27 protein-coding genes and 2 tRNA genes are annotated in these 25,849 nt (G+C 66.8%); 16 read left to right on the top strand and 13 right to left on the bottom strand.

Annotation, left to right across the window (positions count from 1 at the left end):
- The 4 genes from ACRDU5_RS08665 to ACRDU5_RS08650 all read left to right on the top strand — a co-directional run.
- Window positions 1–499: RsmA family anti-sigma factor (locus ACRDU5_RS08665; RefSeq protein ID WP_526614071.1), on the top strand; the 499-nt coding region annotated here is incomplete at its 5' end.
- 103 nt (window positions 500–602) lie between these two features.
- Window positions 603–1,589 carry a thioredoxin-disulfide reductase gene (gene trxB, locus ACRDU5_RS08660; RefSeq protein WP_526614070.1) on the top strand — a complete coding sequence of 329 codons (987 nt, stop codon included), beginning with the start codon at window positions 603–605 and terminating at the stop codon, window positions 1,587–1,589.
- Window positions 1,586–1,927, top strand: a complete 342-nt coding sequence (trxA, locus tag ACRDU5_RS08655) for a thioredoxin (protein ID WP_526614069.1) — start codon at window positions 1,586–1,588, stop codon at window positions 1,925–1,927. Before trxB ends, trxA begins: the two co-directional genes overlap by 4 nt.
- Window positions 1,928–2,060: 133 nt before the next feature.
- Window positions 2,061–3,257 (top strand): N-acetylmuramoyl-L-alanine amidase, encoded by a 1,197-nt coding sequence (locus ACRDU5_RS08650; protein ID WP_526614068.1) that lies wholly within the window; start codon window positions 2,061–2,063, stop codon window positions 3,255–3,257.
- On the opposite strand, the gene ACRDU5_RS08645 is transcribed toward ACRDU5_RS08650, so the two are convergent.
- The 9 genes from ACRDU5_RS08645 to rpmH form a co-directional block, all read right to left on the bottom strand.
- Window positions 3,254–3,997: an acetyltransferase gene (locus tag ACRDU5_RS08645; RefSeq protein ID WP_526614067.1), complete on the bottom strand. Its 744-nt coding sequence runs from the start codon at window positions 3,995–3,997 to the stop codon at window positions 3,254–3,256. The genes ACRDU5_RS08650 and ACRDU5_RS08645 overlap by 4 nt on opposite strands.
- A gap of 284 nt (window positions 3,998–4,281) precedes the next feature.
- Window positions 4,282–5,253: a ParB/RepB/Spo0J family partition protein gene (locus tag ACRDU5_RS08640; RefSeq protein WP_526614066.1), complete on the bottom strand. Its 972-nt coding sequence runs from the start codon at window positions 5,251–5,253 to the stop codon at window positions 4,282–4,284.
- Complete coding sequence (locus ACRDU5_RS08635; RefSeq protein WP_526614065.1) at window positions 5,250–6,233, bottom strand: ParA family protein; 984 nt, start codon at window positions 6,231–6,233, stop codon at window positions 5,250–5,252. The genes ACRDU5_RS08640 and ACRDU5_RS08635 overlap by 4 nt, the downstream gene beginning before the upstream one ends.
- Window positions 6,230–6,931: a 16S rRNA (guanine(527)-N(7))-methyltransferase RsmG gene (gene rsmG / locus ACRDU5_RS08630; RefSeq protein ID WP_526614064.1), complete on the bottom strand. Its 702-nt coding sequence runs from the start codon at window positions 6,929–6,931 to the stop codon at window positions 6,230–6,232. Before rsmG ends, ACRDU5_RS08635 begins: the two co-directional genes overlap by 4 nt.
- Before the next feature lie 67 nt (window positions 6,932–6,998).
- Window positions 6,999–7,571: a Jag family protein gene (locus ACRDU5_RS08625; protein WP_526614063.1), complete on the bottom strand. Its 573-nt coding sequence runs from the start codon at window positions 7,569–7,571 to the stop codon at window positions 6,999–7,001.
- A gap of 36 nt (window positions 7,572–7,607) precedes the next feature.
- A complete protein-coding gene (gene yidC, locus ACRDU5_RS08620; protein ID WP_526614072.1) occupies window positions 7,608–8,657 on the bottom strand; it encodes a membrane protein insertase YidC in 1,050 nt (349 codons plus the stop codon).
- Between the two features lie 43 nt (window positions 8,658–8,700).
- The gene (yidD, locus tag ACRDU5_RS08615) at window positions 8,701–9,045 is read right to left on the bottom strand and encodes a membrane protein insertion efficiency factor YidD (RefSeq protein ID WP_526614062.1); all 345 of its coding nucleotides are present in this window, start codon (window positions 9,043–9,045) and stop codon (window positions 8,701–8,703) included.
- Window positions 9,042–9,401, bottom strand: coding sequence for a ribonuclease P protein component (gene rnpA / locus ACRDU5_RS08610; RefSeq protein ID WP_526614061.1), 360 nt, complete (start codon window positions 9,399–9,401; stop codon window positions 9,042–9,044). The genes yidD and rnpA overlap by 4 nt, the downstream gene beginning before the upstream one ends.
- A gap of 21 nt (window positions 9,402–9,422) precedes the next feature.
- Window positions 9,423–9,566, bottom strand: a complete 144-nt coding sequence (gene rpmH, locus ACRDU5_RS08605; protein ID WP_082971338.1) for a 50S ribosomal protein L34 — start codon at window positions 9,564–9,566, stop codon at window positions 9,423–9,425.
- Between the two features lie 543 nt (window positions 9,567–10,109).
- Here rpmH and dnaA point away from each other — a divergent pair.
- From dnaA to ACRDU5_RS08555, 10 genes are all read left to right on the top strand, one after another.
- Window positions 10,110–11,600 carry a chromosomal replication initiator protein DnaA gene (gene dnaA, locus ACRDU5_RS08600; protein ID WP_526614060.1) on the top strand — a complete coding sequence of 497 codons (1,491 nt, stop codon included), beginning with the start codon at window positions 10,110–10,112 and terminating at the stop codon, window positions 11,598–11,600.
- A 498-nt stretch (window positions 11,601–12,098) separates the two neighbouring features.
- On the top strand, window positions 12,099–13,304 hold the full coding sequence (gene dnaN / locus ACRDU5_RS08595) for a DNA polymerase III subunit beta (protein WP_526614059.1): 1,206 nt from the start codon (window positions 12,099–12,101) through the stop codon (window positions 13,302–13,304).
- A 31-nt stretch (window positions 13,305–13,335) separates the two neighbouring features.
- Window positions 13,336–14,229 carry a phosphogluconate dehydrogenase (NAD(+)-dependent, decarboxylating) gene (gene gnd, locus ACRDU5_RS08590; RefSeq protein WP_526614058.1) on the top strand — a complete coding sequence of 298 codons (894 nt, stop codon included), beginning with the start codon at window positions 13,336–13,338 and terminating at the stop codon, window positions 14,227–14,229.
- Window positions 14,230–15,378: a DNA replication/repair protein RecF gene (gene recF, locus ACRDU5_RS08585; RefSeq protein WP_526614057.1), complete on the top strand. Its 1,149-nt coding sequence runs from the start codon at window positions 14,230–14,232 to the stop codon at window positions 15,376–15,378. It abuts the gene before it with no gap.
- Window positions 15,375–15,926 (top strand): DUF721 family protein, encoded by a 552-nt coding sequence (locus ACRDU5_RS08580; RefSeq protein WP_526614056.1) that lies wholly within the window; start codon window positions 15,375–15,377, stop codon window positions 15,924–15,926. Before recF ends, ACRDU5_RS08580 begins: the two co-directional genes overlap by 4 nt.
- A 221-nt stretch (window positions 15,927–16,147) precedes the next feature.
- Window positions 16,148–18,196: a DNA topoisomerase (ATP-hydrolyzing) subunit B gene (gene gyrB, locus ACRDU5_RS08575; protein ID WP_526614055.1), complete on the top strand. Its 2,049-nt coding sequence runs from the start codon at window positions 16,148–16,150 to the stop codon at window positions 18,194–18,196.
- Between the two features lie 19 nt (window positions 18,197–18,215).
- Entirely contained in the window at window positions 18,216–21,203 is a 2,988-nt protein-coding gene (gene gyrA / locus ACRDU5_RS08570) for an intein-containing DNA gyrase subunit A (protein WP_526614054.1), read from the top strand.
- Window positions 21,204–21,235: 32 nt separating this feature from the next.
- Window positions 21,236–22,114 (top strand): DUF3566 domain-containing protein, encoded by an 879-nt coding sequence (locus tag ACRDU5_RS08565; RefSeq protein ID WP_526614053.1) that lies wholly within the window; start codon window positions 21,236–21,238, stop codon window positions 22,112–22,114.
- Between the two features lie 60 nt (window positions 22,115–22,174).
- Window positions 22,175–22,248: transfer RNA gene (locus tag ACRDU5_RS08560), tRNA-Ile, on the top strand.
- 122 nt (window positions 22,249–22,370) lie between these two features.
- Window positions 22,371–22,443: transfer RNA gene (locus tag ACRDU5_RS08555), tRNA-Ala, on the top strand.
- Here the strand turns inward: ACRDU5_RS08555 and ACRDU5_RS08550 are convergent.
- Window positions 22,417–22,962, bottom strand: coding sequence for a hypothetical protein (locus ACRDU5_RS08550; protein WP_526614052.1), 546 nt, complete (start codon window positions 22,960–22,962; stop codon window positions 22,417–22,419). The two genes, ACRDU5_RS08555 and ACRDU5_RS08550, sit on opposite strands and share 27 nt — an antisense overlap.
- Before the next feature lie 58 nt (window positions 22,963–23,020).
- A complete protein-coding gene (gene cwsA, locus ACRDU5_RS08545; RefSeq protein WP_526614051.1) occupies window positions 23,021–23,443 on the bottom strand; it encodes a cell wall synthesis protein CwsA in 423 nt (140 codons plus the stop codon).
- Between the two features lie 107 nt (window positions 23,444–23,550).
- On the opposite strand from cwsA, the gene ACRDU5_RS08540 reads away from it, so the two are divergent.
- Window positions 23,551–24,078 (top strand): peptidylprolyl isomerase, encoded by a 528-nt coding sequence (locus ACRDU5_RS08540; RefSeq protein WP_526614050.1) that lies wholly within the window; start codon window positions 23,551–23,553, stop codon window positions 24,076–24,078.
- Window positions 24,079–24,086: 8 nt separating this feature from the next.
- On the opposite strand, the gene ACRDU5_RS08535 is transcribed toward ACRDU5_RS08540, so the two are convergent.
- Window positions 24,087–24,503: a PH domain-containing protein gene (locus ACRDU5_RS08535; protein ID WP_526614049.1), complete on the bottom strand. Its 417-nt coding sequence runs from the start codon at window positions 24,501–24,503 to the stop codon at window positions 24,087–24,089.
- A gap of 155 nt (window positions 24,504–24,658) precedes the next feature.
- Complete coding sequence (gene crgA / locus ACRDU5_RS08530; protein ID WP_526614048.1) at window positions 24,659–24,946, bottom strand: cell division protein CrgA; 288 nt, start codon at window positions 24,944–24,946, stop codon at window positions 24,659–24,661.
- 110 nt (window positions 24,947–25,056) lie between these two features.
- On the opposite strand from crgA, the gene ACRDU5_RS08525 reads away from it, so the two are divergent.
- Window positions 25,057–25,827, top strand: a complete 771-nt coding sequence (locus tag ACRDU5_RS08525) for a DUF881 domain-containing protein (RefSeq protein WP_526614047.1) — start codon at window positions 25,057–25,059, stop codon at window positions 25,825–25,827.
- The last annotated feature ends 22 nt before the right edge of the window (window positions 25,828–25,849 follow it).

Below are 25,849 nucleotides of genomic sequence, written 5' to 3'. Positions count from 1 at the left end.
CATCGTCGCCGCGCTGCGGGCCGCCGGGCCGCCGCCCGCCGCGCATGCCGTCCGGCCCACGGTGCCTCGGCTGCGCCTCGCCGGCGCGGTCCTGGGTCTGGGGGCCGCGGCGGTCGGCGTCGCCCTCGGCACTGCCACGCTGCTGAAAGGCTCCTCACCGGCGCCCTCCGCCGGGCCCACCGCCGAGCTGATCACCCTGTCACCGCCCGAGGCGGACGTCCCCCTGTCGGACACCCAGATCGTCGGGCTGCTGGCCCACCGGCCGGACTACGGTCCGTTGGGCGATCCGCAGCGGCGGGCATCGTGCCTGACCGGGTTGGGCTACTCCGCGGCGACCGAGATCCTCGGCGCCCGCCCCGTCGACGTGCACGGCCGCACCGGCGTGTTGATGGTGCTGGCCGGCGACACGCCCAAAGCGCTCGTTGCCCTGGTGGTCGGCCCGAACTGCAGTTCGGCCGAGGCCGGGCTGCTAGCCGACACGGTGGTCACTCGTCCGTGATCCGGCCCACCAGCCAGGCGGGAACACCCCGGCTTACCCTGGTGTTTGTACCCGTGCCGCAGTGATACCGGACCACCGGTGTCCAGCAGGCAGAAAGGCGCGCATGACCTCCACACCTTCCGTCCACGACGTGATCGTCATCGGCTCCGGGCCGGCCGGATATACCGCGGCGATCTATGCCGCCCGCGCGCAGCTGACGCCACTGGTCTTCGAGGGCTCCCAATTCGGTGGCGCGCTGATGACCACCACCGAGGTGGAGAACTATCCCGGCTTCCGCGACGGCATCACCGGCCCGGAACTCATGGACGAAATGCGCGAACAGGCACTGCGGTTCGGCGCCGACCTGAGGATGGAAGACGTCGAGGAGATGTCGCTGCAGGAGCCGGTCAAGTCGGTCACGGTAGGCGACGAGACCTACCGCGCCCGTGCCGTCATCCTGGCGATGGGCGCCGCGGCCCGGCACCTCGGCGTTCCGGGCGAGGCCAAACTGCTCGGCATGGGCGTCAGCACCTGTGCCACCTGCGACGGGTTCTTCTTCCGCGACCAGGACATCGCGGTGGTCGGCGGCGGTGACTCGGCCATGGAGGAAGCGACCTTCCTGACCCGCTTCGCCCGCAGCGTCACGATCATCCATCGCCGCGACGAGTTCCGGGCCTCGAAGATCATGCTCGAGCGGGCCAAGGCCAACGACAAGATCGCCTTCGTGACCAACACCCAGGTGACCGCGGTCGAGGGCGACAACCGGGTGACCGGCCTGCGGCTGCGCAACGCCGTCACCGGCGAGGAGTCCACCCTGGACGTCACCGGTGTGTTCGTCGCGATCGGCCATGACCCGCGCTCGGAACTCGTCCGGGGCCAAGTGGATCTCGACCCGGACGGATACGTTTTGGTCCGTGACGGCACCACCAGCACGTCGGTGGAGGGCGTCTTCGCGGCCGGCGACCTGGTGGACCGCACCTATCGCCAAGCCGTCACGGCGGCCGGCACCGGCTGTTCGGCGTCGATCGATGCGGAGCGCTGGCTCACCGAAACCGCTTCCGCCACAACGACAACCACCGACGACACCGACCTGATTGGAGCTCCGCTATGACCGACACCGAGAACACCAGCCGGACCGTGGCCGTCACCGACGACTCGTTCTCCGCCGACGTGTTGTCGAGCAGCACACCGGTCCTGGTGGACTTCTGGGCGACCTGGTGCGGGCCCTGCAAGATGGTCGCCCCGGTGCTCGAGGAGATCGCCGGTGAGAAGGCGGGCGCGCTGACGGTGGCCAAACTCGACGTCGACGAGAATCCCGCCACGGCCCGGGACTTCCAGGTGGTGTCGATCCCGACGCTGATCCTGTTCAAGGACGGTGCGCCGGTGAAGCGGATCGTCGGCGCCAAGGGCAAGGCCGCCCTGCTGCGCGAGCTCGCAGACGTCGTCTGACCCCCGCTCCCCGCGCGCCGCGACCCGCCTGGCGTTTTCTCGAATCGGGCCCGCTTCTGAGAGAATGCTGCCTAGCCTGTCTTGCAATTGTCAGCCGGATCGCCGCTGATACCCGCGACCGAAAGGCCCTGGTATGTCGAGTCTGCGTCGCGGTGACCGCGGGGGTGCGGTCACCGAGATCCGAGCGGCGCTGGCGGCGCTGGGGCTGGTAGACAGCCCAGACGCGGACCTGACCACCGGTAAGCACGTTGCGCTGGACCTGTTCGACGCCGAACTCGACGAGGCGGTGCGGGCCTTTCAGCAGCACCGCGGATTGCTTGTCGACGGGATCGTCGGCGAGGCGACGTATCGTGCGCTGAAAGAGGCTTCGTACCGCCTCGGGGCGCGCATCCTCAACCACCAGTTCGGTGCGCCGATGTATGGCGACGACGTCGCCACCCTGCAGGCACGGCTGCAGGACCTCGGCTTCTATACCGACATGGTGGACGGTCACTTCGGGTTGCAGACCCACAACGCGCTGATGTCCTACCAGCGCGAGTACGGGCTGGCGGCGGATGGCATCTGTGGCCCGGAGACGTTGCGCTCCTTGTACTTTCTGGGTTCCCGCGTCACCGGTGGTTCCCCGCATGCCATCCGCGAGGAAGAGCTGGTCCGGCGGTCCGGCCCACGGCTGTCCGGCAAGCGGATCATCATCGATCCCGGCCGCGGCGGCGCCGACCACGGGCTGATCACGCATGGTCCCGCCGGGCCGATCGGCGAGGCAGATATCTTGTGGGACTTGGCGAGTCGGCTCGAGGGCAGGATGACGGCCATCGGCATGGACACATTCTTGTCCCGGCCGGCCAACCGTAGCCCGTCGGATGCCGAACGCGCCGGGACCGCCAACTCCGTCGGTGCGGACCTGATGATCAGCCTGCGCTGCGCCATCCAGGCCAGCCCGTCGGCCAACGGCGTCGCGTCGTTCCACTTCGGCAATTCGCACGGCTCGGTGTCCACGATCGGCCGCAACCTCGCCGACTTCATCCAGCGAGAAGTGGTGGCGCGCACGGGATTACGCGACTGTCGTACGCATGGCCGAACGTGGGACCTGCTGCGGCTGACCCGGATGCCGACGGTCCAGGTGGACGTGGGCTACATCACCAACCCCCGCGACCGGGCCATGCTGGTATCCACCCACGCCCGTGATTCGATCGCCGAGGGAATCCTGGCGGCCGTCAAACGGCTTTACCTGCTGGGCAAGAACGACCGCCCGACCGGTACGTTCACCTTCGCCGAGCTGCTGGCCCACGAGCTATCGGTCGAACAGGCCGGCCGGCTCAGCCCCAGTTAGCCCGCGGCGCCCGCGCCGACGGGCTGCTTCAGCTTCTCGGACTCCAACAGTCCCTCCAGCGCCGCCTCCACACCGGCCTTCCAGCCCAGTCCACTTTCCAGTTCCAGCCGCAACCGCGGAAAGTAGCGGTGCGGTGCCACCACGACGAACCCCACCTGCTCGAGAAATTCTGTGTCGAGGATGCACTGGTCGACCGAACAGTCACCGAGCACCTCGACGACCGGACGCAGTTCGAACGGCACCAGCCGCGGGTCGACGAGCTCGGCGGCATCCGGGGTGCGGCCGAACGCTTCCAGCGCTCGCACGCCGCGTCGAACCAGATCACCGACGACGGCCACAATCAAGCCGTGCTGGAGCCCCCCGCTGCCCTGCCCAGGTTCGGCTCCGAGGGAGGTGAGCAGAACGGCGTCGGCGCTGACCGGCCCGGTGGGAAAGAGGCGGGCTCGCGGCACCGCACCAGGCGGGGCGTAGAACGCATAGCCAAGGCAGGGTCCGTCACTGCACTGCCCCGCGTTCTCGTCGTACCCACGTCCGCGGGCAGCGGAAAAGGCCATCTGGCCGCATGATCCCCACTCCAGCATGACCATGGACAGCCAGGCTTCCTTCTCGAATTCCGGATCGGTCAGGTGATCCTCGCGTCCCAGGGTCGACGGATCCACCTCCCAGAACACGCATCGCCGCGCGTGCTTGGGCAGCTGCTCGAACGCTTCGAGCCGCAGGGGCGTGATTCGCGCTGACACTAAACTCCCCGGGTTCTACGCGGCGCCGATGTGCGTGGCCACCGTTCCAGGATAGGAGCATGCGGCCCGGAAGGCCCGCTTTCGCCGATGAGCCGGTTGCGCGAAGAGCAGACAGCAGCGATGAGCCGGTTGCGCGAAGAGCAGACAGCAGCGTGTTCGATCATCCGCCACAGTTTGCTCGTGCGAAACCTGTTGCTGCGCATAACGATTCCTCCAGACGGCAAATGGGTGGCCGGGCGCCGTGATCGTAGTGTCACAGTGACGTAATTACCACGTGTTGTTAGTCAGGCCTTGGTCGCGTTCATCAGGTCGACAATGCGCTGTAGGTCCTCCACCGACCCGAACTCGACGACGATCTTGCCTTTTCGTTTGCCCAGACTGACCGTGACCCGAGTATCGAACGCCGCCGACAACCGCTCAGCAACGTCCTGCAGGCCCGGCATGTGAATGGGCTTACGTCGTGGCGCCGGCGGGGCGGCGGCGTCCGCGCGGTTCGCCAGCGTCACCGCCTCCTCGGTGGCGCGCACCGACAGGCCCTCGGCGACGATGCGGGCGGCGAGCTCCTCCTGGAGCTCCGGGCCGCCCTCCAGGGACAGCAGCGCCCGCGCGTGCCCGGCCGACAGCACCCCGGCCGCGACCCGGCGCTGCACCGCGATGGGCAGCCGCAGCAGCCGGATCATGTTGGTGATCAGCGGACGCGACCGGCCGATGCGTGCGGCCAGTTCGTCGTGGGTGACCCCGAACTCGTCGAGCAGCTGCTGGTAGGCCGCCGCCTCTTCCAGAGGGTTCAGCTGGACGCGGTGGATGTTCTCCAACAACGCATTCCGCAGCATGCTGTCGTCGGGGGTCTCACGCACGATGGCCGGGATGGTGGCCAATCCGGCCGCCTGCGCGGCCCGCCAGCGTCGCTCCCCCATCACGAGCTGGTACCTGGCACCCGCCGGCGTGGGCACGGCGCGCACCACGATCGGCTGCATGAGGCCGAACTCGCGGATCGAGTGGACGAGCTCGGCGAGTGCCTCCTCGTCGAACACCTGCCGCGGCTGACGCGGGTTGGGGTCGATCGCCGACGGGTCGATCTCCCGATACACGGCGCCGACGCTGTTGGCCTCCGCCGCTCCGCGGAAGACCTCATCGGCGGCGGCATCGCCCATCCGCGGACCCATCGTGCCCGTTCCGGCGTCGGTGGGGCCGGTCGGTATCAGAGACGCCAGGCCGCGGCCGAGGCCGCTTCTCTTGCGTGATGGCTGGCTCATGACTGTCCCTTCTGTACCCCTCGTTCGGCAAGTTCGCGGCTGGCGTCCAGATAGCTCATCGCGCCCCGCGAACCCGGGTCGTAGTCGAGGATCGTCATGCCGTAGCCGGGCGCCTCGGAGACCTTGACGCTGCGCGGGATGACGGTCCGCAGCACCCTATCGCCGAAGTGTGACCGCACGTCCTCGGCAACCTGGTCCGCGAGCTTGGTCCGTCCGTCGTACATCGTCAGGATGACGGTGGAGATCTCCAGCTGAGGGTTGAGGTGCGCCTTCACCATCTCGATGTTGCGTATCAGCTGGCCCACTCCCTCGAGGGCGTAGTACTCGCACTGGATGGGGATCAGCACCTCGGGCGCGGCGACGAGCGCGTTGATGGTCAGCAAGCCCAGGGATGGCGGGCAGTCGATGAAGACGTAGTCGAAATCGTGGTGTCTCAGATCGGCGAGGGCAGTGCGCAGCCGTCCCTCCCGGGCGACCATACTGACCAACTCGATCTCCGCACCCGCCAGGTCGATGGTGGCCGGCACACAGTACAGGCGCTCGCTGTGCGGGCTGCGCTGCAACGCCTCGCGCAGCGGGATCTCGCCGATCAGAACTTCGTATGACGACGGGGTGCCGGGCCGGTGCTCGATGCCGAGAGCGGTGCTGGCGTTGCCCTGCGGATCCAAGTCGATGACAAGCGCCTTCAAGCCCTGCAGCGCGAGGGCGGCTGCGACGTTGACGGCGGTGGTCGTCTTGCCAACGCCGCCCTTCTGGTTCGCGATGGTGAAGACGCGCTGATGTGTGGGGCGGGGCAGTCGGCCGCCGCGGGCATGCAGCAGGCGCATGGCGCGTTCGGCTTCCGCCCCGATGGGGGTGTCCGCGATGTCGTCGGCCCAGCGTTCCCGGGGAGCAGCTTGGTTCCATGTTTCACGTGAAACATCGGTGCGTTCCGTCGCGCCGAGGGGCGTCGCACCTGCGTTCTCCGGAACCGGCCTCATCCACTTCTCCTGCCCGCTCGTGCCGTCTGCTCGTAAATCGGATGCGCCTTCCCGCGCCGTGCAACCACGACGGCGGCGGGCGGGTCCAAGAAGTCCGTGCCGCATCGCACCACCCTGGCATCGGTGGCGCCGAGCGCCTCCATCACCCGCCGTTGTGCGCGCAGCTCGTCGTCCGCGCGCTCACCTTTGATCGCCAGCATCCGGCCCTCCGCTCGCAGCAACGGCATGCTCCACTTGGTCAGCTTCTCCAACGACGCCACCGCTCTGGACACCACCGCGTCCGCCTCCCCCACTCGCTGCCGCACGGCTTCTTCCTCTGCTCGGCCCCGGATGATCGTGACGTCCAGGCCGAGGTCGTCGACGACCTCGTGTAGGAAATCGCTTCTCCGCAAGAGCGGCTCGATCAGCGTCACCCGCAGGTCCGGTCGGGCCAACGCCAACGGTATCCCCGGAAGGCCCGCTCCACTGCCGATGTCCACAATCAACTCGCCCCGGCCGAGCAACTCGGCAACCGCGGCGCTGTTCAGCAGATGCCGGTCCCACACGCGATGGGCTTCTCGGGGGCCGATGAGGCCGCGCTCCACGCCGGCGCCGGCCAACATCCCGGCATACCGGCGCGCGCGCTCCACCGCGTCCCCGAAGAGAACGGTGGCGGCCGGAGGGGGCCCGCTCACGTCCAAATGTTTCACGTGAAACATCCTCCGGATCTCGGCGCGGCCCGTCGGACCGCACCGCTTGCGCTGAACTACACCGATGTAACTCGGGTTACTGCTCGCTGCCGGGAGCGACCACCACGCGCCGGGACGGTTCGGCGCCCTCGCTCTCGCTGCGAACGCCCTCGACCGCGGCCACCGCGTCGTGGACAATCTTGCGTTCGAACGGGGTCATCGGCGACATCTGCTCGCGCTCGCCACTCTCCAGGACCCGGCGGGCCACCTTGTCGCCCAGTGCGGCGAGTTCCTCGCGGCGGCGCCGCCGCCAGCGCGCGATATCGAGCATCAGCCGGCTGCGCTCACCCGTCTTCTGGTGTACGGCCAACCGGGTCAGCTCCTGCAGCGCGTCGAGCACCTCGCCCTTGCGGCCAACCAGCTTGGTCAGATCGTCACCGCCGTCGATGCTCACCATCGCTCGGTCGCCCTCCACGTCCAGGTCGATATCGCCGTCGAAATCGAGCAGGTCCAGCAGCTCTTCCAGATAGTCGCCGGCGATCTCACCCTCGGCGACCAAGCGCTCCTCGACGTCTTCGCCGCTAGGCGTGGTCTCGGTGTCCTCGGCGGCGTCCGCCGTGTGCTCGTCCTCCAACTCGTCGCTGCGTTCGGTGGTTTCAGCGTCCGTCATGTCTGCCTTCTCCCTCATTCGCCGGTTCGGTTCCGGTCAACGCTTTCGCTTCTTAGGGCGCGCGCCCGGGCGCGGTGTCGCCCCGGGTCGCGGTGCGCGGCTCCCCGCATTCGGCTTACTCGCGCTCGACCCGGCCGGCTTGCCATCGGTGGTGCCCAAGTCCGTCTCCGCCGATTCGATGTCCTCGTCGGACGCGTCCTCGGTCTTGGCGGCCTGACCCTTCGGCGGTCTCTTGGGCTTGGCGCCCGGTGGCGGGGCGTTCGCCGCGCGTCGCTCTATGGCCTCCAGTTTCTTGGCCTCTTCCTCATTTTCGATCTTGCCGAAGACGTAGTGCTGCTGGCCGAAGGTCCACACGTTGTTGGCCAGCCAGTACATGATGATCGCCAGCGGCAGGAACGGCCCGCCAACGACGACGCCAAGCGGAAACACGTACAGCGCAAGCTTGTTCATCATCGCGGTCTGAGGGTTGGCCGCCGCTTCCGGACTCTGTCGCGCCACCGACGCCCGGCTGTTGAAGTACGTCGCGATGCCCGCCAGGATCATCAGCGGCACACCGATCGCGACGACCGCTCCCCGATCGAATTCGGTGAAGGCCTCCAGGCCGTGCTGCTGAATCATTGACGCGCCGAGTGGCGCGCCGAACAGGTTGGCATCGAGAAAGTGCCCGACATCGGTGGCCCTGAACAGATAGTTGCCCAGCGACCGGTTTTCCTCCGGCGTCAGATTCAGGCGCCCAATGCCGACCCCGCCGGTCCGGTTGAAGGACATCAGCACGTGATAGAGACCGATGAACACCGGAATCTGCGCGAGCATCGGCAGGCAGCCCAAGATCGGGTTGAACCCGTGTTCGCGCTGCAGCTTCTGCATCTCCAGCGCCATCCGCTGGCGGTCCTTGCCGTACTTCTTCTGCAGCGCCTTGATCTGCGGCTGCAGCTCCTGCATCTGCCGGGTGGTGCGGATCTGCCGGACGAACGGCTTGTACAGAATCGCGCGCAGGGTGAACACCAGGAACATCACCGAGAGGCCCCACGCGAAGAAGTTCGACGGGCCCAGCAGGAAGGCGAACAGCTTGTACCAGACCCACATGATCGCCGACACCGGGTAGTAGATGATGTCCAGGCTGAACCAATCAAACAAGCGTCTTGCCCTCCCCTCGCTTCGCTGGGGTACCCCAGACGTCCTTTTCGACGGCGTTGCGCTCGGGGCTGGCCCCGCGGCGCTCCGGTATTGGGTCCCATCCTCCCCGATGCCACGGACCGCATTTCAGCAGTCGCAGCACCGCCAGCCACCCGCCACGGATCAGGCCGTACTCCGTCAGGGCGTCCACCGCGTATTGGCTGCACGTCGGGGTGAACCGGCAGGTCGGTAAGCGCAACGGCGAAACCATGTTGCGGTACAGCTGAATCAGGAAGATCACCCCGCGCGCCGCGGACCGGCCGCGCCGCCGGATCACGCCACCGCTGCGCGGGCTCATCGGTGGGGTTCCTCGAGCAGCCGTGCCCGTTTCAGTGCCGTCCGCAGCTGCTGTTCCAGCCGGGCCGAGATCGCGTGCCTGCTGCTTGGCAGTGCTCGAATCACCACCCGGTCGGCGGGGTCCAGGTCCGCGATTACGGTGCGCGCCGCGTGCCGTAGCCGCCGGGCGACCCGGTGCCGTTGCACGGCGCTGCCGACCGATTTCGCGACCACCAACCCGACCTTCGGACCACCCGCGCCGGGGTCGTCGTACCGCCTCGCGTGCACCACGATGTCGGGCTGCACCGCCCGCATCCCTTGATTGACTGTGGCACCGAATTCCGTCGACCGCGTCATCCGGTACCGCGCCGGAAGCACCCCGCTAGACCCTGCGTCGAATCACGCAGACAGCGCCCGGCGGCCCTTGCGGCGCCGGTCCGACACAATGGCCCGGCCGGCCCGGGTCCGCATCCGCAGCCGAAACCCGTGCACCCGCGCCCGGCGCCGGTTGTTGGGCTGAAAGGTCCGCTTGCCCTTGGCCACGGCTGTTTCTCCTCGTTCCGGTGGCAACCGCGTCAGACACCCGGGTTCGGACGCGATCGCCGTTGGTAAGTCGTCGTCTTGCTCACTATCCGGCGCGGTCTCCGGGAAGTCCTGGGTCGCAGCCGTATCGCCACGTTCGGGCGACTGTTCGAGGGTACTGACGAGATTTCGCTGGGTCAAACCTCACCCGGGCACCGCCGAAAGGTTTACATCAGTCACAGCCGTCACGGTCTTCCGGTCGCCAAAAAGTAACCCCCGGGCAATGTTGCAGAACGGTTGGCACTCGCCCAGAAAACTGTTAGCTTCTGGCAATGCCGCTTCGACAACGGGGTGGCGACAGACAACGAAGCGAGGACACCTGAGAGGTCGCGTGCCCACAGAGTGCGAGACCCCTGTGACGAGCCCCGGCCCGCGGCGTCCCCGCCGGTAGACAACTAGAGCGACGGCGGCTTGTCCTTGTCCACAGCCTGTGGATAACCGTGTGGACAGCCCGTCATCGTTCATTTGGTGGTCCCCGGACCGGCCTTGAGGGGGTACCCGTCATTGACTGCTGACCCCGATCCACCCTTTGTCGCCGTCTGGAACACCGTGCTTGCCGAACTCAATGGCGACACCGACGCAGCCGGACCCATCAATGGCGAAGCCACGCCACCCACCCTCACACCGCAGCAAAGGGCTTGGTTGAAGCTGGTCAAACCGCTCGTCATCACCGAGGGCTTTGCCCTGCTTTCGGTCCCGACCAGCTTCGTGCAGAACGAGATCGAGCGGCACCTCCGCGAACCGATCATCGACGCGCTTAGCCGCCAACTCGGGCAGCGAGTCGAACTCGGCGTCCGGATCGCCGGCCCCGACTCCGAAGACACCGACGGCGCCCCCGGCGCCATGACCGAGGCTTACGAATCCGACATGGACGAGATCGACGAAATCAGCGAGGCGCTCGCCAGCGCCGAAGAAAGCTGGCCAACCTACTTCTCCGCCGGCCCGCATGACCCCTCGGCCAACGCCGTCAGCCTGAACCGCCGCTACACCTTCGACACCTTCGTCATCGGGGCGTCCAACCGGTTCGCTCATGCAGCGACCCTCGCAATTGCCGAGGCACCCGCGCGGGCCTACAACCCCCTCTTCATCTGGGGTGAGTCCGGTCTCGGCAAGACACACCTGTTGCACGCAGCCGGAAACTACGCCCAGCGGTTGTTCCCGGGCATGAGAGTCAAGTACGTCTCGACCGAGGAATTCACCAACGACTTCATCAACTCACTACGCGACGATCGCAGGGCCTCCTTCAAGCGCAGCTACCGCGACATCGATGTGCTGCTGGTCGACGACATCCAATTCATCGAGGGCAAGGAAGGCATCCAGGAAGAGTTCTTCCATACCTTCAACACGCTGCACAACGCCAACAAACAGATCGTCATCTCCTCGGACCGCCCGCCCAAACAGCTGGCCACCCTCGAAGACCGGTTGCGCACCCGGTTCGAGTGGGGGCTGATCACCGACGTGCAGCCACCCGAGTTGGAGACCCGCATCGCCATCCTGCGGAAGAAAGCTCAGATGGAGCGGCTCGACGTACCCGACGAGGTACTCGAACTGATCGCCAGCAGCATCGAACGCAACATCCGAGAGCTCGAGGGAGCGCTCATCCGGGTGACCGCGTTCGCTTCGCTCAACAAGACACCGATCGACAAGTCACTCGCCGAGATCGTGCTGCGCGACTTGATCGCCGATGTCACCACCATGCAGATCGGCACCGCCGGCATCATGGCCGCCACCGCCGAGTACTTCCAAACCACCGTCGAAGAGCTCCGCGGCCCCGGCAAGACCCGGGCGCTCGCGCAGTCCCGTCAGATCGCGATGTACCTGTGTCGCGAACTCACCGAACTCTCCCTGCCGAAGATCGGCCAGGCGTTCGACCGCGACCACACCACGGTGATGTACGCCGAAAAGAAGATCCGCGGCGAGATGGCCGAACGCCGTGAGGTGTTCGATCACGTCAAGGAATTGACGACACGCATCCGCCAGCGCGCAAAGCGCTGAGCAGATCGCAAAAAAGTTTCAAAAACTTCTGCCACCACAGCACCAGCTGTCACAGCCGCTGGTTGTGTACACCGGTGTGGAGATTCTGCTCGCAACCCTTCCCTTACCGCCGTCGTGCTCCACAACATAGACCCCGTCCACAACTATCCAATGCCGCGCCGCCAGCCATCCACAGCCAGCTGACAACCCCGGATGCGTGTCATCCAGCACCGACAACGGTTAATCCCCAACTTCCACAACCCCTACTGCTGTTACTTTCATATCTCTTCAGATTGTTCTCAGAAAACACCCGCTGGGGATACCTCGTCACGGCGCGTTCGCTGCGGCTCATCAACCCTCTTTGTCACCCCGATCGATTAGCTTTCAAGTTGAAGCCGAAAGCTCTACGGTGGTTCTTCGACAGCCGTTACGGTCGTCGCAAGCGCATTCGGTGATCGGCCGCAAAACGCCGACAAACCGCGGGTTATAGCTGAATGTGATGTTGATCGAAGGGACGCTATGGACGTGGCGACGACGACGGTAGGTCTCTCCGATTTGAAGTTCCGCCTGGTGCGCGACGACTTCGCCGACGCCGTGGCATGGGTTGCCCGCAATCTGCCGACGCGGCCGACCGTTCCGGTGCTTGCCGGTGTGCTGTTGACCGGGTCGGACGAGGGTCTGACGATCTCGGGATTCGACTACGAAGTATCGGCGGAAGTCCAAGTTGCTGCCGAGATCGCTTCTCCCGGAAGCATTTTGGTGTCGGGACGGTTGTTGTCTGACATTACCCGGGCGTTGCCCGACAAACCGGTGGATGTCAGCGTGGAAGGCACCAGGGTGTTGTTGACCTGCGGGAGCGCGAAGTTCTCACTGCCGACCATGGCGGTCGAGGACTACCCGACACTGCCGGCTTTGCCGGACGAAACGGGTGTGATTTCGGCGGATTTGTTCGCCGAAGCGATCGGCCAGGTGGCAGTGGCCGCCGGCCGCGACGACACGTTGCCGATGCTTACCGGAATTCGGGTCGAGATCTCCGGCGAAACGGTGGTTCTGGCGGCCACCGACCGGTTCCGGCTCGCCGTCCGCGAGCTGACCTGGTCAACGGATGCGGCCGACATCGAGGCCGCGGTGCTGGTGCCGGCCAAGACGCTGGCGGAAGCCGCGAAGACCGGCACGGACGGTGCCGATGTGCACGTGTCGCTGGGGGCGGGTTCGGCGGTCGGCAAAGAAGGCCTGCTCGGTATCCGCAGCGAGGGTAAGCGCAGCACCACGCGGCTGCTGGACGCGGAGTTCCCGAAGTTTCGTCAGCTGCTGCCCACCGAGCACACCGCGGTCGCGACCCTTGGGGTCGCCGAACTCACCGAGGCGATCAAGCGGGTCGCCCTGGTAGCCGACCGGGGTGCCCAGGTGCGGATGGAATTCGGCGATGATGTGCTGCGGTTGTCGGCGGGGGCCGACGATGTGGGCCGCGCCGAGGAAGATCTTCCGGTCGCGTTCTCCGGTGAGCCGTTGACGATCGCCTTCAACCCGACCTATCTGACCGACGGTCTCGGGTCGTTGCACTCGGAGCGAGTGACGTTCGGCTTCACGACACCGAGCCGTCCGGCGGTGTTGCGTCCGGCGAGCGACGATGAGGACGGCAAGGACAGTGGCGGCGCCGGGCCGTTCCCGGCGGCGCAAACCGACTATGTCTACCTGTTGATGCCGGTGCGGCTCCCCGGCTGACCGGCCCTACCGCAACGAGAGAGGGCTCTGCATGCAATTGGGTTTGGTCGGCCTGGGCAAGATGGGTTTCAACATGCGGGAGCGCCTGCGTGACGACGGGCACGAGATCATCGGCTACGACCCGCGCCCGGAGGTCACCGATGTGCCCACGCTGGCCGCCCTCGCCGAGGCGCTGGCCCCGCCCCGGACGGTGTGGGTGATGGTGCCATCGGGGCCGATCACCCGGGAAACGATCACTGCGCTCGCGCAGGAACTCGCCGAGGGTGACCTGGTGATCGACGGTGGTAATTCCCGCTATACCGAGGATATGCCGCACGCAAACCTGTTGAAGGAGAAGGGGATTGCGTTCATCGATGCCGGCGTATCCGGCGGTGTGTGGGGACTGAAAGAAGGCTATGGCCTGATGGTCGGGGGCAGCGATGAAGAGGTGGCGCGGGCCATGCCGATCTTCGACACGTTGCGTCCGCCGGGCGAACGGGCCGACGGCTTCGTGCATGCCGGCCCCATCGGCGCCGGTCATTTCGCCAAGATGGTGCACAACGGCATCGAGTACGGGCTGATGACGGCGTACGCCGAGGGGTACGAGCTGCTGGCGGCCGAAGACCTGATCCAGGACACCCAGGCCGTCATCCAGGCCTGGACGAACGGCACGGTGGTCCGGTCGTGGCTCCAACAGCTGTTGGCCAAGGCGCTGAAGGAAGATCCGAAGTTCGACCAGATCACCGGCTATACCGAAGACTCGGGCGAAGGACGATGGACGGTGGAGGAAGCCATTCACCACCGGGTCCCGATGCCGGTCATCGCCGCATCCCTGTTCGCCCGCTTCGCATCCCGGCAGATAGATTCCCCGACCATGAAGGCGGTGTCGGCGCTGCGTAACCAGTTCGGCGGTCACGCCGTGCAGCGGGTGAGCGAGTCTGGTTAGGTGTACGTCCGCCACCTGGGATTGCAGGACTTCCGGTCGTGGTCGCGGGTCGATCTAGACCTCGAGCCCGGCCGGACGGTGTTCATCGGTCCGAATGGCTACGGCAAGACCAATCTCGTTGAAGCGCTGTGGTACTCGTCGACGCTTGGGTCACACCGGGTGGCGACGGATGCGCCCCTGATCCGGTCGGGGTCCGAGCGCGCGGTGATTTCGACGATCGTCGTCAACGACGGCCGCGAGCTCGCGGTCGATCTGGAGGTCATCGCCGGACGGGCCAACAAGGCGCGGCTGAACCGTTCGCCCGTCCGCACCGCGCGGGAAGTGTTGGGCGTGCTGCGGACGGTGATGTTCGCGCCGGAGGACCTGGCCTTGGTCCGCGGCGAACCCGGGGAGCGGCGGCGATATCTGGACGAACTCGCCACCACCGGGCGACCCCGGATCGCTGCCGTGCGCGCCGACTACGACAAGGTGTTGCGGCAGCGCTCCGCACTGCTCAAGACCGCGGCCGGTGCCAAGCATCGCGGCGACCGCGAGGTGTCCGACACCCTCGACGTGTGGGACGGGCACCTGGCCGCGCACGGCGCGCAGCTGATCGCGGCCCGGGTCGAATTGGTCAACCAGCTCCATCCCGAGGTGGAGAAGGCGTATCAGCTGCTGGCGCCGGCAGCGCGGCCGGCGTCGATCCGGTACCGCAGCAGCGTGGAGCGGATCGACGGCGAGAACGAGGGCGCCGAGTTCTGGGAAGCGGCCCTGCTGGACGCGTTGGCCCGCCGGCGCGATGCCGAGATCGAACGCGGCGTCTGTCTGGTCGGCCCACACCGCGACGACCTCGAGTTGCGACTCGGCGACCAAGTCACGAAAGGATTTGCCAGCCACGGAGAAGCGTGGTCGATGGCGTTGGCGCTGCGGCTGGCGGCCTACGAGCTGCTGCGCTCCGACGGGGGCGACCCGGTGCTGCTGCTCGACGATGTCTTCGCCGAATTGGACACCGGGCGGCGCCGGGCGCTGGCCGGTGTTGCGGCGTCGGCCGAGCAGGTGTTGGTGACCGCGGCGGTGGCGGAGGACATTCCCGGCGACTGGGACGCCCGCAGAATCGAGATCGGCATGTGCGACGACGACAGCGGCCGGATCTCGACGGTGACGACATGACCGACGATCGGCACATCGGACCGCCGGAGCACCTGGCCGGTCTGACGGGGATGGACTTGGTGCGGCGCACCCTGGAAGAGGCGCGGGGCGCGGCCCGCAGCCAGGGTAAGGACGTCGGGCGCGGCCGCGGCTCACCCACGGCCCGACGGGTCGCGGGCCGGCGCCGCAGCTGGTCCGGGCCGGGGCCCGATAGCCGGGACCCGCAGCCGTTGGGTGCGGTGACCCGGGACCTCGCCCGCACCCGGGGCTGGTCCGTCCGGGTGGCCCAGGGCATGGTGTTCGGCCAGTGGCGGACGGTGGTCGGCGATCAGATCGCCGCGCGTGCGACACCGACCGCGCTGCGCGACGGCGTGCTGAGCGTTTCGGCCGAGACGACGGCCTGGGCGACCCAGTTGCGGATGGTGCAGTCGCAACTGCTGGCCAAGATCGCAGCGGCCGTCGGCGACGGGGTGGTCACCTCGCTGAAAATCGTCGGCCCGGTGGCCCCGTCGTGGCGCAAGGGTAGGCTTCACATCGCCGGTCGGGGCCCCCGCGACACCTATGGATAGGCGCGGCTGACGGGTTGTCTGAGAGCGGCCTGAACGCCTCGAAGGGCGTCCTCCAGCGTCCTGACGCACCGCTGACCGAAAAATTCCGTGCACGGCGCAAATGGCTGTGTAGAAACGCCGCCTCAGAATCGGTCCTGTCGCTATCGCCCGCTAGACTGATCGGGTGACTTGCCGGCGGTACCGAGACCGCCGCTGCGACCCCCAAGGAGATCCTGGCGACCGTGGCTGCCTCTAAGAAGACCGCGCCCGCCTCTAAGAAGAGGGCCAAACCGGCGTATGACGCCGATTCCATCCAGATCCTCGAAGGCCTGGAAGCCGTCCGCAAACGCCCGAGCATGTATATCGGGTCCACCGGCGAGCGCGGTTTGCACCACCTCATCTGGGAGGTGGTCGACAACGCGGTCGACGAGGCGATGGCCGGCTACGCCAGCCGAGTCGACGTGCGGCTCCTCGAGGACGGCGGGGTCGAGGTGACCGACGACGGCCGCGGCATCCCGGTCGCCACCCACGCGACCGGAGTGCCGACCGTCGACGTCGTCATGACGCAGTTGCACGCGGGTGGCAAGTTCGACGGGGAAACCTATGCGGTGTCGGGCGGTCTGCACGGGGTGGGCGTCTCGGTGGTCAACGCGCTGTCCACCCGGCTCGAGGTGGAGATCTGGCGCGACGGGCACGAGTGGACACAGTTCTATGACCATTCGGTGCCGGGCACCCTCAAGCAGGGTGAGGCCACCAAGAAGACGGGCACGGTGGTGCGGTTCTGGGCCGACCCGACGGTATTCGAATCCACCATGTACGACTTCGAGACCGTGGCACGGCGGTTGCAGGAGATGGCGTTCCTGAACAAGGGCCTGACCATAACGTTGACCGACGAACGGGTGACCGCCGAAGAGGTGGTCGACGAGGTGGTCAGCGATGTCGCCGAGGCACCGAAGTCGGCCGAGGAGAAGGCGGCCGAGGCCACCGGGCCGCACAAGGTGAAGAACCGCACGTTCCACTACCCCGGTGGGCTGGTCGACTACGTCAAGCACATCAACCGCACCAAATCCGCGATTCACCAGAGCATCGTCGACTTCTCCGGCAAGGGCGAGGGCCACGAGGTGGAAATCGCCATGCAGTGGAACGCCGGCTACTCGGAGTCGGTGCACACCTTCGCCAACACCATCAACACCCATGAGGGCGGCACTCACGAGGAAGGGTTCCGGGCGGCGCTGACCAGCGTGGTGAACAAGTACGCCAAGGACAAGAAGCTGCTCAAGGACAAGGACCCCAACCTGACTGGCGACGACATCCGCGAGGGGTTGGCCGCCGTGCTCTCGGTAAAGGTGGGCGAGCCACAGTTCGAGGGTCAGACGAAGACCAAGCTGGGCAATACCGAGGTGAAGTCGTTCGTGCAGAGGATCTGCAACGAGCAGTTGAGCCACTGGTTCGAGGCAAACCCCGCCGAAGCGAAAACCGTTGTGAACAAGGCAGTCTCGTCGGCTCAGGCCCGGATCGCGGCGCGCAAGGTGCGCGAGCTGGTACGCCGCAAGAGCGCCACCGATATCGGCGGGCTGCCCGGCAAGCTGGCCGACTGCCGGTCCACCGATCCCCGCAAGTCCGAGCTGTATGTGGTGGAGGGTGACTCCGCGGGTGGCTCGGCGAAGAGCGGCCGGGACTCGATGTTCCAGGCGATCCTGCCGTTGCGCGGCAAGATCATCAACGTCGAGAAGGCCCGCATCGACCGGGTGCTGAAGAACACCGAAGTCCAGGCGATCATCACCGCGCTGGGCACCGGCATTCACGACGAGTTCGACATCGCCAAGCTGCGCTATCACAAGATCGTGCTGATGGCCGACGCCGACGTCGACGGCCAGCACATCTCGACGCTGCTGCTGACGCTGCTGTTCCGGTTCATGAAGCCGCTGATCGAGAACGGGCACGTGTTCCTGGCCCAGCCGCCGCTGTACAAGCTGAAGTGGCAGCGCGCCGATCCGGAGTTCGCCTACTCCGACCGCGAACGCGACGGCCTGCTCGAGGCCGGGCAGAAGGCGGGCAAGAAGATCAACAAGGAGGACGGCATCCAACGGTACAAGGGCCTTGGCGAGATGGACGCCAAGGAGCTGTGGGAGACCACGATGGACCCGTCGGTGCGGGTGCTGCGTCAGGTCACCCTCGACGATGCCGCGGCCGCCGACGAGTTGTTCTCGGTATTGATGGGTGAAGACGTCGAAGCCCGCCGCAGCTTCATCACCCGCAACGCCAAAGACGTCCGCTTCCTTGATGTTTAACGACTAGGGCTGAAAACACATGACAGATACCACGTTGCCGCCCGGCGACGACGCCGCCGAACGGATTGAGCCGGTCGACATCCAGCAGGAGATGCAGCGCAGCTACATCGACTACGCCATGAGCGTGATCGTCGGCCGCGCGCTGCCGGAGGTGCGCGACGGCCTCAAGCCGGTGCATCGCCGGGTGCTCTACGCGATGTTCGACTCCGGCTTCCGCCCGGACCGCAGCCACGCCAAGTCGGCACGCTCGGTGGCCGAGACGATGGGGAACTACCACCCGCACGGGGACGCGTCGATCTACGACACCCTAGTCCGGATGGCCCAGCCATGGTCGCTGCGCTACCCGCTGGTCGACGGACAGGGCAACTTCGGCTCACCAGGCAACGATCCGCCGGCCGCCATGCGCTACTGCGTTGGCGGCGATGCCCTGGTGAGCCTGCCCGATGGCAAGGCGATTCGCATCGGCGACGTCGTTCCGGATGCCCTCCCCAATTCGGATAACATTATTGAGCTCAAAGTCCTTGGACGCCAGGGCGAGCCCGTAGTCGCCGACAGACTTTTTCACTCCGGGGATCATCAGACCTGTACGGTGCGGACGGCCGAAGGCCTCGAAGTCACCGGCACGGCCAATCACCCGCTGCTATGCCTCGTCGACGCCGCCGGCGTACCGACGTTGCGATGGAAGCTGATCGAGGAAATCCTCCCCGGCGACTTTGCGGCGCTGCTCGCCGAGACCACGGATTCTGATGAAAATCGGACGAAATCCGTCAGAACCCGTAGTGTCGGCGAGCCCTACTACTACGCACGCGTCGCGTCGGTGACCGATGCGGGTGTGCAGCCGGTGTACAGCCTGCGTGTCGATTCCGCCGACCACGCGTTCATCACAAACGGGTTCGTCAGCCATAACACCGAGGCGCGTCTCACGCCGTTGGCGATGGAGATGCTGCGTGAAATCGACGAGGAGACAGTCGATTTCATTCCCAACTATGACGGGCGGGTACAGGAACCGACCGTCCTGCCCAGCCGGTTCCCCAACCTGCTGGCCAACGGCTCGGGGGGCATCGCGGTCGGCATGGCGACCAACATGCCACCGCACAACCTGCGCGAACTCGCCGAAGCGGTGTTCTGGTGTCTGGAGAACCACGACGCCGACGAGGAAGCGACGCTGAAAGCGGTCACCAAGAAGGTCAAGGGCCCGGACTTCCCGACGCATGGGTTGATCGTCGGCTCGCAAGGCATCAACGACACCTACGCCACCGGGCGCGGTTCGATCCGGATGCGCGGTGTGGCGGAGATCGAGGAAGACTCCCGCGGGAGAACCTCGCTCGTCATCACCGAGTTGCCGTATCAGGTCAACCACGACAACTTCATCACCTCGATCGCCGAGCAGGTCCGCGACGGAAAGCTGGCCGGTATCGCCAACATCGAGGACCAGAGCAGCGACCGGGTCGGCCTGCGCATCGTCATCGAGCTCAAGCGCGACGCCGTCGCCAAGGTGGTGCTGAACAACCTCTACAAGCACACCCAGCTGCAGACCAGCTTCGGCGCCAACATGCTGGCGATCGTCGACGGGGTGCCGCGCACCCTGCGCCTCGACCAGTTGATCCGGCACTATGTCGACCACCAGCTCGATGTCATCGTTCGGCGCACCACCTACCGGTTGCGCAAGGCCAACGAGCGGGCCCACATCCTGCGCGGCCTGGTCAAGGCGCTCGACGCGCTCGACGAGGTGATCGCGCTGATCCGAGCGTCGGAGACCGTCGACGATGCGCGCACCGGCCTGATCGAGCTGCTCGACATCGACGAGATCCAGGCCCAGGCCATCCTCGACATGCAGTTGCGCCGCCTGGCCGCCCTGGAACGACAGCGCATCATCGACGACTTGGCCAAGATCGAGACCGAGATCGCCGATCTGGAAGACATCCTGGCCAAGCCCAAGCGTCAGCGCACCATCGTTCGCGACGAGCTCAAGGAGATCGCCGAGAAGCACGGCGACGACCGGCGCACCCGGATCGTGGCTGCCGACGGAGAGGTGTCCGACGAGGACCTCATCGCCCGCGAAGACGTGGTCGTCACGATCACCGAGACCGGCTACGCGAAGCGCACCAAGACCGACCTGTACCGCAGCCAGAAGCGCGGCGGAAAGGGCGTGCAGGGTGCCGGGCTCAAGCAGGACGACATCGTCAACCACTTCTTCGTCTGCTCGACCCACGACTGGATCCTGTTCTTCACCACGCAGGGCCGGGTGTACCGGGCCAAGGCCTACGACCTGCCGGAGGCATCGCGCACCGCACGCGGTCAGCACGTCGCCAATCTGCTGGCGTTCCAGCCCGAAGAGCGCATCGCCCAGGTCATCCAGATCCGCAGTTACGAAGACGCGCCGTATCTGGTGCTGGCCACCCGCAAGGGGCTGGTGAAGAAGTCCAAGCTGACGGACTTCGACTCCAACCGCTCCGGCGGCATCGTCGCGGTGAACCTGCGCGACAGCGACGAACTGGTCGGCGCGGTGCTGTGCTCGGCCGAAGAAGACCTCCTGCTGGTGTCGGCCAAGGGCCAGTCCATCCGCTTCTCAGCAACCGACGAGGCGCTGCGACCGATGGGGCGGGCGACCTCGGGTGTGCAGGGTATGCGGTTCAACACCGACGACCGGCTGCTCTCGCTGAATGTGGTGCGCGAGGGGACATATCTGCTGGTCGCCACGGCCGGCGGCTACGCCAAGCGCACCGCCATCGAGGAGTACCCGGTGCAGGGCCGGGGTGGCAAAGGGGTGCTGACGGTCCAGTTCGACAAGCGGCGTGGCAGTCTGGTTGGAGCGCTGGTGGTCGATGACGAGACCGAGCTGTATGCGATCACGTCGGGCGGGGGAGTCATCCGCACCGCGGCGCGCCAGGTCCGCAAGGCCGGACGACAGACCAAGGGCGTTCGGTTGATGAACCTGGGTGAGGGCGCCACACTGATTGCCATTGCGCGCAATGCGGAGGAGAGCGACGCCGAGGTCATCGAGTGAGGCCGGCGCCGCGACGACGGTAAGGAGCCGTAGTGACTTCACCGAACGAGCCGGGTTACCCGCGCCCGGCCGACGGTCCGGATAGCGCCAACGGCTCGGTGCCCGGCTTCAACGAAAGCGGCTCGCTGGGCAACGCTGCGGGGGCCCGCGGTCATGTCGCCGACCCCGGCGATGTTCCGCCGTGGCAGCGCGGGGCCCCGGCTCGCGGGAAGCAGCCACGTCCACCCCGGGAGGCACCGGCGCGCCCGGACCCTCACCGAGGTGGCGGACCCGCCGGGCACTCCCCCGGCGTGGATGCCCGGCTCAACCGCTTCATCTCCGGCGCCGCAGCACCGGCCTCAGCCCCCGACACCGCCGAACCGCCGACGCGCGGTGAGCGCAACGAGGCGGTGACGCCAGAGGCCTACGCCAGTGAACTGCCGGACCTGTCCGGTCCGATGCCCCGTCCCCCGCAACGCAAGGCCGCGACCGACCGGAGCGCCCCCGAACCGCCGGCCCGTTCGACCACGGTGACCAGCCGCGTGCACGTCGGCAGCCGCTCGCAAGGGCCGGTGCGGGCCAGCATGCAGATCCGCCGGATCGACCCGTGGAGCGCATTGAAGGTTTCGCTGGTGCTGTCGGTCGCGCTGTTCTTCGTGTGGATGATCGCCGTCGCGTTCCTGTATCTGGTGCTCGGCGGAATGGGCGTGTGGAGCAAGCTGAACAGCAACGTCGGTGACCTGCTCACCAGTGCCAGCGGAACCACCGGCGGCGAACTGGTATCCAGCGGCACCATCTTCGGCGGCGCCGCGCTGATCGGGCTGGTGAACATCGTGCTGCTGACCGCGATGGCGACGGTCGGGGTGTTCATCTACAACCTGACCACCGACCTGGTCGGCGGCATCGAGGTGACCCTGGCCGACCGCGACTGATTCGGTTTGGGGCGAGAGTCGCAACTGCGGTAATCTCGTCGCTCGGCCATACGCGGTTACGGGCCTATAGCTCAGGCGGTTAGAGCGCTTCGCTGATAACGAAGAGGTCGGAGGTTCGAGTCCTCCTAGGCCCACGGAAAGGTTCACCATGAGGCTGGTGTTGCTGGTCGCCGCGGTGGCGTTGGCGGTACTTGTGGTGCGGTCGCGACGCGGCGTCGAGGTGTGGCACGCGGCCGCCGACCAACCTTCCTGACACGGGGCCTTAGCTCAGTTGGTAGAGCGCTGCCTTTGCAAGGCAGAAGTCAGGGGTTCGAATCCCCTAGGCTCCACAACTCAAAAGGGCCTTGACGCTCGCCGTCCAGCGCCATGGCCCGGGTGGCCAACCCGGCGGCAGCGGCAGAGAGGACGTGCCAGGCACCGTGGTACTGCCACAAGCTGTCGGGCCGGCACAGCGGCGACCCGGAACGTCCCGCGGCGTAAGCCGCCAGTCCCAGCGCGAAGAACCCGGCCGGTATCGCCCACGCCGACCACCGCTTCCGGCGCCAGCTCCGGGCCAGACCGGCGGCGTATACCGCTGCTAGGGCGACGATGGACCAGTCGTGGGCGAGCTCCGCCCATGACGGCTGGGGCCCGTGATAGGCGAAGCTCCCGGCCCCGACCGCCACGAGCGCCACTCCCGCAGCCCCAGCCAGCGGCGCCCTGACCCGCACGGCCCAGGACAGCACGGCCAGCCCGGCGGCGACGTAGGCCAGGCTGGTGATGGCCAGGACGGGCTGCGCCAGCGCGGCGCCCACGATGTGCTCGCAGTCCGAGTGACCGAAACTCGCGGGAGCGGTCAAGGCCTGCATGCCGATCCACCGTAACGTGCCTGCCGCGGCGGAGATGCGTCGTCGTCGGTATGCGGCGCTACGGTTTTGGCGCCACTTCCACGCTGGGTGGCCGCGGCGACGGCTCGGGCTGCATCGACCTGCGGACGATTGAGAACGCCACCGCCCCACCGGCGAGCACCGCCGCGCCAACCGCGAGGAACAGCAGCGGCCGGTGGCGCCGCTTGGGCCGGCGGGCCTCCTGCAGAGTCTGCGGCAGGTTGGCCACCACTTCTTGGGCGGCCGCCAGTTCATGCGCGATGGACTCTTGGGCGGCGGCCAGGTTCCTGGCCACCCGCCCGCGGCGGTATCGGTCACCCACCCACGCCGCGGACGACTTGGTCGAGTTCAACCCGAGGCCGAGCGCGCCCCTGGTGACGTCGACCGGGCCCACCGCGGAGTACTTCAGGCCACGGGTCAATCGTTCGCCGGGGGCCAACCGGGCATCCGTCTTCGAGCTCATCTCCTACCTCTCCGTGGCCTGACGGGAATCGACTTCCAGCCTGCCATCAACGGCGGCACAACGGTGGCCGGTTTGGCGCCGAAGCGGGCGTGGCACACTGGCATCCCGTGACGAGCCCCATTCAGACAGCGACCGCGACCCTGCACACCAATCGCGGTGACATCAAGATCGCACTGTTCGGCAATCACGCCCCCAAGACCGTGGCCAATTTCGTGGGGCTGGCGCAAGGCACCAAGGATTACCGTGCCGAGAATGCGTCGGGCGGGACGTCCGGGCCGTTCTATGACGGCGCGGTGTTCCACCGGGTGATCGACGGCTTGATGATTCAGGGCGGCGACCCGACCGGCAGCGGCCGCGGCGGCCCCGGCTACCAGTTCGACGACGAGTTCCACCCGGAGCTGCAGTTCGACAAGCCCTACCTGCTGGCCATGGCCAACGCGGGACCGGGGACCAACGGGTCGCAGTTCTTCATCACGGTCGGCAAGACGCCGCACCTGAACCGCAAGCACACCATCTTCGGCGAGGTCACCGACCCGGAGTCAAAGAAGGTTGTCGATGCCATCGCCACCACCGCGACCGACCGCGGCGACCGCCCGACCGAACCGGTGGTCATCGAGTCGGTCACCATCTCCTGACCGCGACGCTAGCGGCCGGCGTAGCCGGCGGCGGTCAGTGCGTCGAGCACCTCCAGCGGGTCGGCACCGAGATCCCACCGGGTGAGGACGAATAGCCGATCGTCAACGGTGTCGATCTCGAGCAGCCGCACTGTGCGCGCGATCCGACGGAACTCGGTGATCCGGATGATCTTGATCTCCGGCCGGCTGAGCGGGACCGTGCGCAGCGGCCCGCGAATTAATAGACCGCCGTCGCTGATTGCCAGCTTGGGTCGCGCCCGCCACGAAAGTGTTGCAAACACAAGAAGTCCCACCGCGGCAATGCTCGTCAGAATTCGGCCCGGCGGGTCTGTGACAAAGGTCACAGCGGCGGTAGCCATCATAAGTCCAAATACGCCACACGCTGCGATTCCGATCGCGGGAGGACTCCACTCAGTTTGCTGCATGGGTCCCCTACACCCTTTTACCGTTGCTAATGAGGTTATCCACAAGTGCTATCCCCAATGGGGATGAATCACACCGATGTGATTGGGTGACCATTAGGTTGCCGAATGGGTAACGCGCCAAGTCCAAGATAAATTCATCAGGACCAACGCGACGGTCACCGCCAGCGCATAGTTAGCAACAGACCGGTGATCATGAAAGCAAAGGCGATCGCGTAGTTCCACGGCGGCCCGAGCTCCGACATCCACATGAGGAAACTGGGCGTGTCCACCGGGTTGCTTGCTGCGAGCTGGAACACCAGCAGCCAGACCAAGCCGATCAGCATCAAGCCGACGAACAGAACCACGAACCAGACACTCGACGGGCCGGCCTTCACCTTGACCGGTGTCCGACTCACCGGGTTGATGGTGAAATCGCTCTTCTTGCGGACCTTGGACTTGGGCATGGGTACCTTCACGAACAGTCAGCGCCGCACGGTGCGACGATGAAGCAGGATGCACCTACGAGCCTAACGTAGGTCGGCCACCGATCGAGAATGCGACAGGAGAGCAGCCGATGGCCCAGCCCCGCCATCCCCAGCTTGCGCGGGGGCCCACCGCGTGGCGCTTCGGCGTGCCGCTGGTGTGCCTGCTGGCCGGGCTGCTGCTGTCGGCCACGCACGGCGTCTCGGGCGGCGACGAGATCCGGCGCAGCGACGCGCCCCGGCTGGTCGACCTCGTTCAGGAAGCCCAGCAGTCGGTCGACCGGCTAAGCGCCCAGCGCGACGCGATCGTCACCGAGATCGACAGCCACCACGGCGGCTCGCCGGGCGCCGACGCCGCGCTGGCGGCGATTCAGAACCGCAACGACCGGCTGGCCGTCGACGCCGGCGTGGATCCCATCCGCGGACCCGGTCTTGTCGTCACCCTCACCGACGCCCAGCGCGACGCCAACGGCCGCTTTCCCCGCGACGCGTCCCCCGACGACCTTGTCGTGCACCAGCAGGACATCCAGGCCGTCCTCAACGCGCTGTGGAGCGCCGGCGCCGAAGGCATCCAAATGCAGGATCAGCGGATCATCGCCACATCGGCGCCACGCTGCGTCGGCAACACGCTGCTGCTCAACGGCCGCACCTACAGCCCGCCCTACACCATCACCGCGGTCGGCGACCCCGCCGCGATGCAGGCCGCGCTGGCCGCGGCCCCACTGGTCAACCTCTACAAGCAGTACGTCGTGCGGTTCGGGCTGGGCTACACCGAAGAACCCCGTGCCACGGTCGAGTTGGTCGGTCACACCGAGCCGGTGCGGATGCAGTTCGCCAAGCCGGCCGGGCCGATCGGCTACTGAGGCACCGCACGTCACCCAGGAG

Origin of the sequence: Mycobacterium sp. (assembly GCF_050701515.1) — a bacterium.
Classification (GTDB): domain Bacteria; phylum Actinomycetota; class Actinomycetes; order Mycobacteriales; family Mycobacteriaceae; genus Mycobacterium.
This window is presented reverse-complemented; position numbering and strand designations above follow the sequence as displayed.

What these genes read in the sequence shown, in the direction of transcription:
- cwsA (WP_526614051.1), bottom strand. Translation starts at nt 23,443, where the DNA reads ATGAGCTCGAAGACGGATGCCCGGTTGGCCCCCGGCGAACGATTGACC.
- ACRDU5_RS08650 (WP_526614068.1), top strand. Translation starts at nt 2,061, where the DNA reads ATGTCGAGTCTGCGTCGCGGTGACCGCGGGGGTGCGGTCACCGAGATC.
- yidD (WP_526614062.1), bottom strand. Translation starts at nt 9,045, where the DNA reads ATGAGCCCGCGCAGCGGTGGCGTGATCCGGCGGCGCGGCCGGTCCGCG.
- gnd (WP_526614058.1), top strand. Translation starts at nt 13,336, where the DNA reads ATGCAATTGGGTTTGGTCGGCCTGGGCAAGATGGGTTTCAACATGCGG.
- ACRDU5_RS08625 (WP_526614063.1), bottom strand. Translation starts at nt 7,571, where the DNA reads ATGACGGACGCTGAAACCACCGAACGCAGCGACGAGTTGGAGGACGAG.
- ACRDU5_RS08550 (WP_526614052.1), bottom strand. Translation starts at nt 22,962, where the DNA reads ATGCAGGCCTTGACCGCTCCCGCGAGTTTCGGTCACTCGGACTGCGAG.
- yidC (WP_526614072.1), bottom strand. Translation starts at nt 8,657, where the DNA reads ATGTGGGTCTGGTACAAGCTGTTCGCCTTCCTGCTGGGCCCGTCGAAC.
- dnaN (WP_526614059.1), top strand. Translation starts at nt 12,099, where the DNA reads ATGGACGTGGCGACGACGACGGTAGGTCTCTCCGATTTGAAGTTCCGC.
- trxB (WP_526614070.1), top strand. Translation starts at nt 603, where the DNA reads ATGACCTCCACACCTTCCGTCCACGACGTGATCGTCATCGGCTCCGGG.
- ACRDU5_RS08635 (WP_526614065.1), bottom strand. Translation starts at nt 6,233, where the DNA reads ATGAGGCCGGTTCCGGAGAACGCAGGTGCGACGCCCCTCGGCGCGACG.
- trxA (WP_526614069.1), top strand. Translation starts at nt 1,586, where the DNA reads ATGACCGACACCGAGAACACCAGCCGGACCGTGGCCGTCACCGACGAC.
- ACRDU5_RS08640 (WP_526614066.1), bottom strand. Translation starts at nt 5,253, where the DNA reads ATGAGCCAGCCATCACGCAAGAGAAGCGGCCTCGGCCGCGGCCTGGCG.
- ACRDU5_RS08580 (WP_526614056.1), top strand. Translation starts at nt 15,375, where the DNA reads ATGACCGACGATCGGCACATCGGACCGCCGGAGCACCTGGCCGGTCTG.
- ACRDU5_RS08525 (WP_526614047.1), top strand. Translation starts at nt 25,057, where the DNA reads ATGGCCCAGCCCCGCCATCCCCAGCTTGCGCGGGGGCCCACCGCGTGG.
- ACRDU5_RS08535 (WP_526614049.1), bottom strand. Translation starts at nt 24,503, where the DNA reads ATGCAGCAAACTGAGTGGAGTCCTCCCGCGATCGGAATCGCAGCGTGT.
- gyrA (WP_526614054.1), top strand. Translation starts at nt 18,216, where the DNA reads ATGACAGATACCACGTTGCCGCCCGGCGACGACGCCGCCGAACGGATT.
- crgA (WP_526614048.1), bottom strand. Translation starts at nt 24,946, where the DNA reads ATGCCCAAGTCCAAGGTCCGCAAGAAGAGCGATTTCACCATCAACCCG.
- rsmG (WP_526614064.1), bottom strand. Translation starts at nt 6,931, where the DNA reads ATGTTTCACGTGAAACATTTGGACGTGAGCGGGCCCCCTCCGGCCGCC.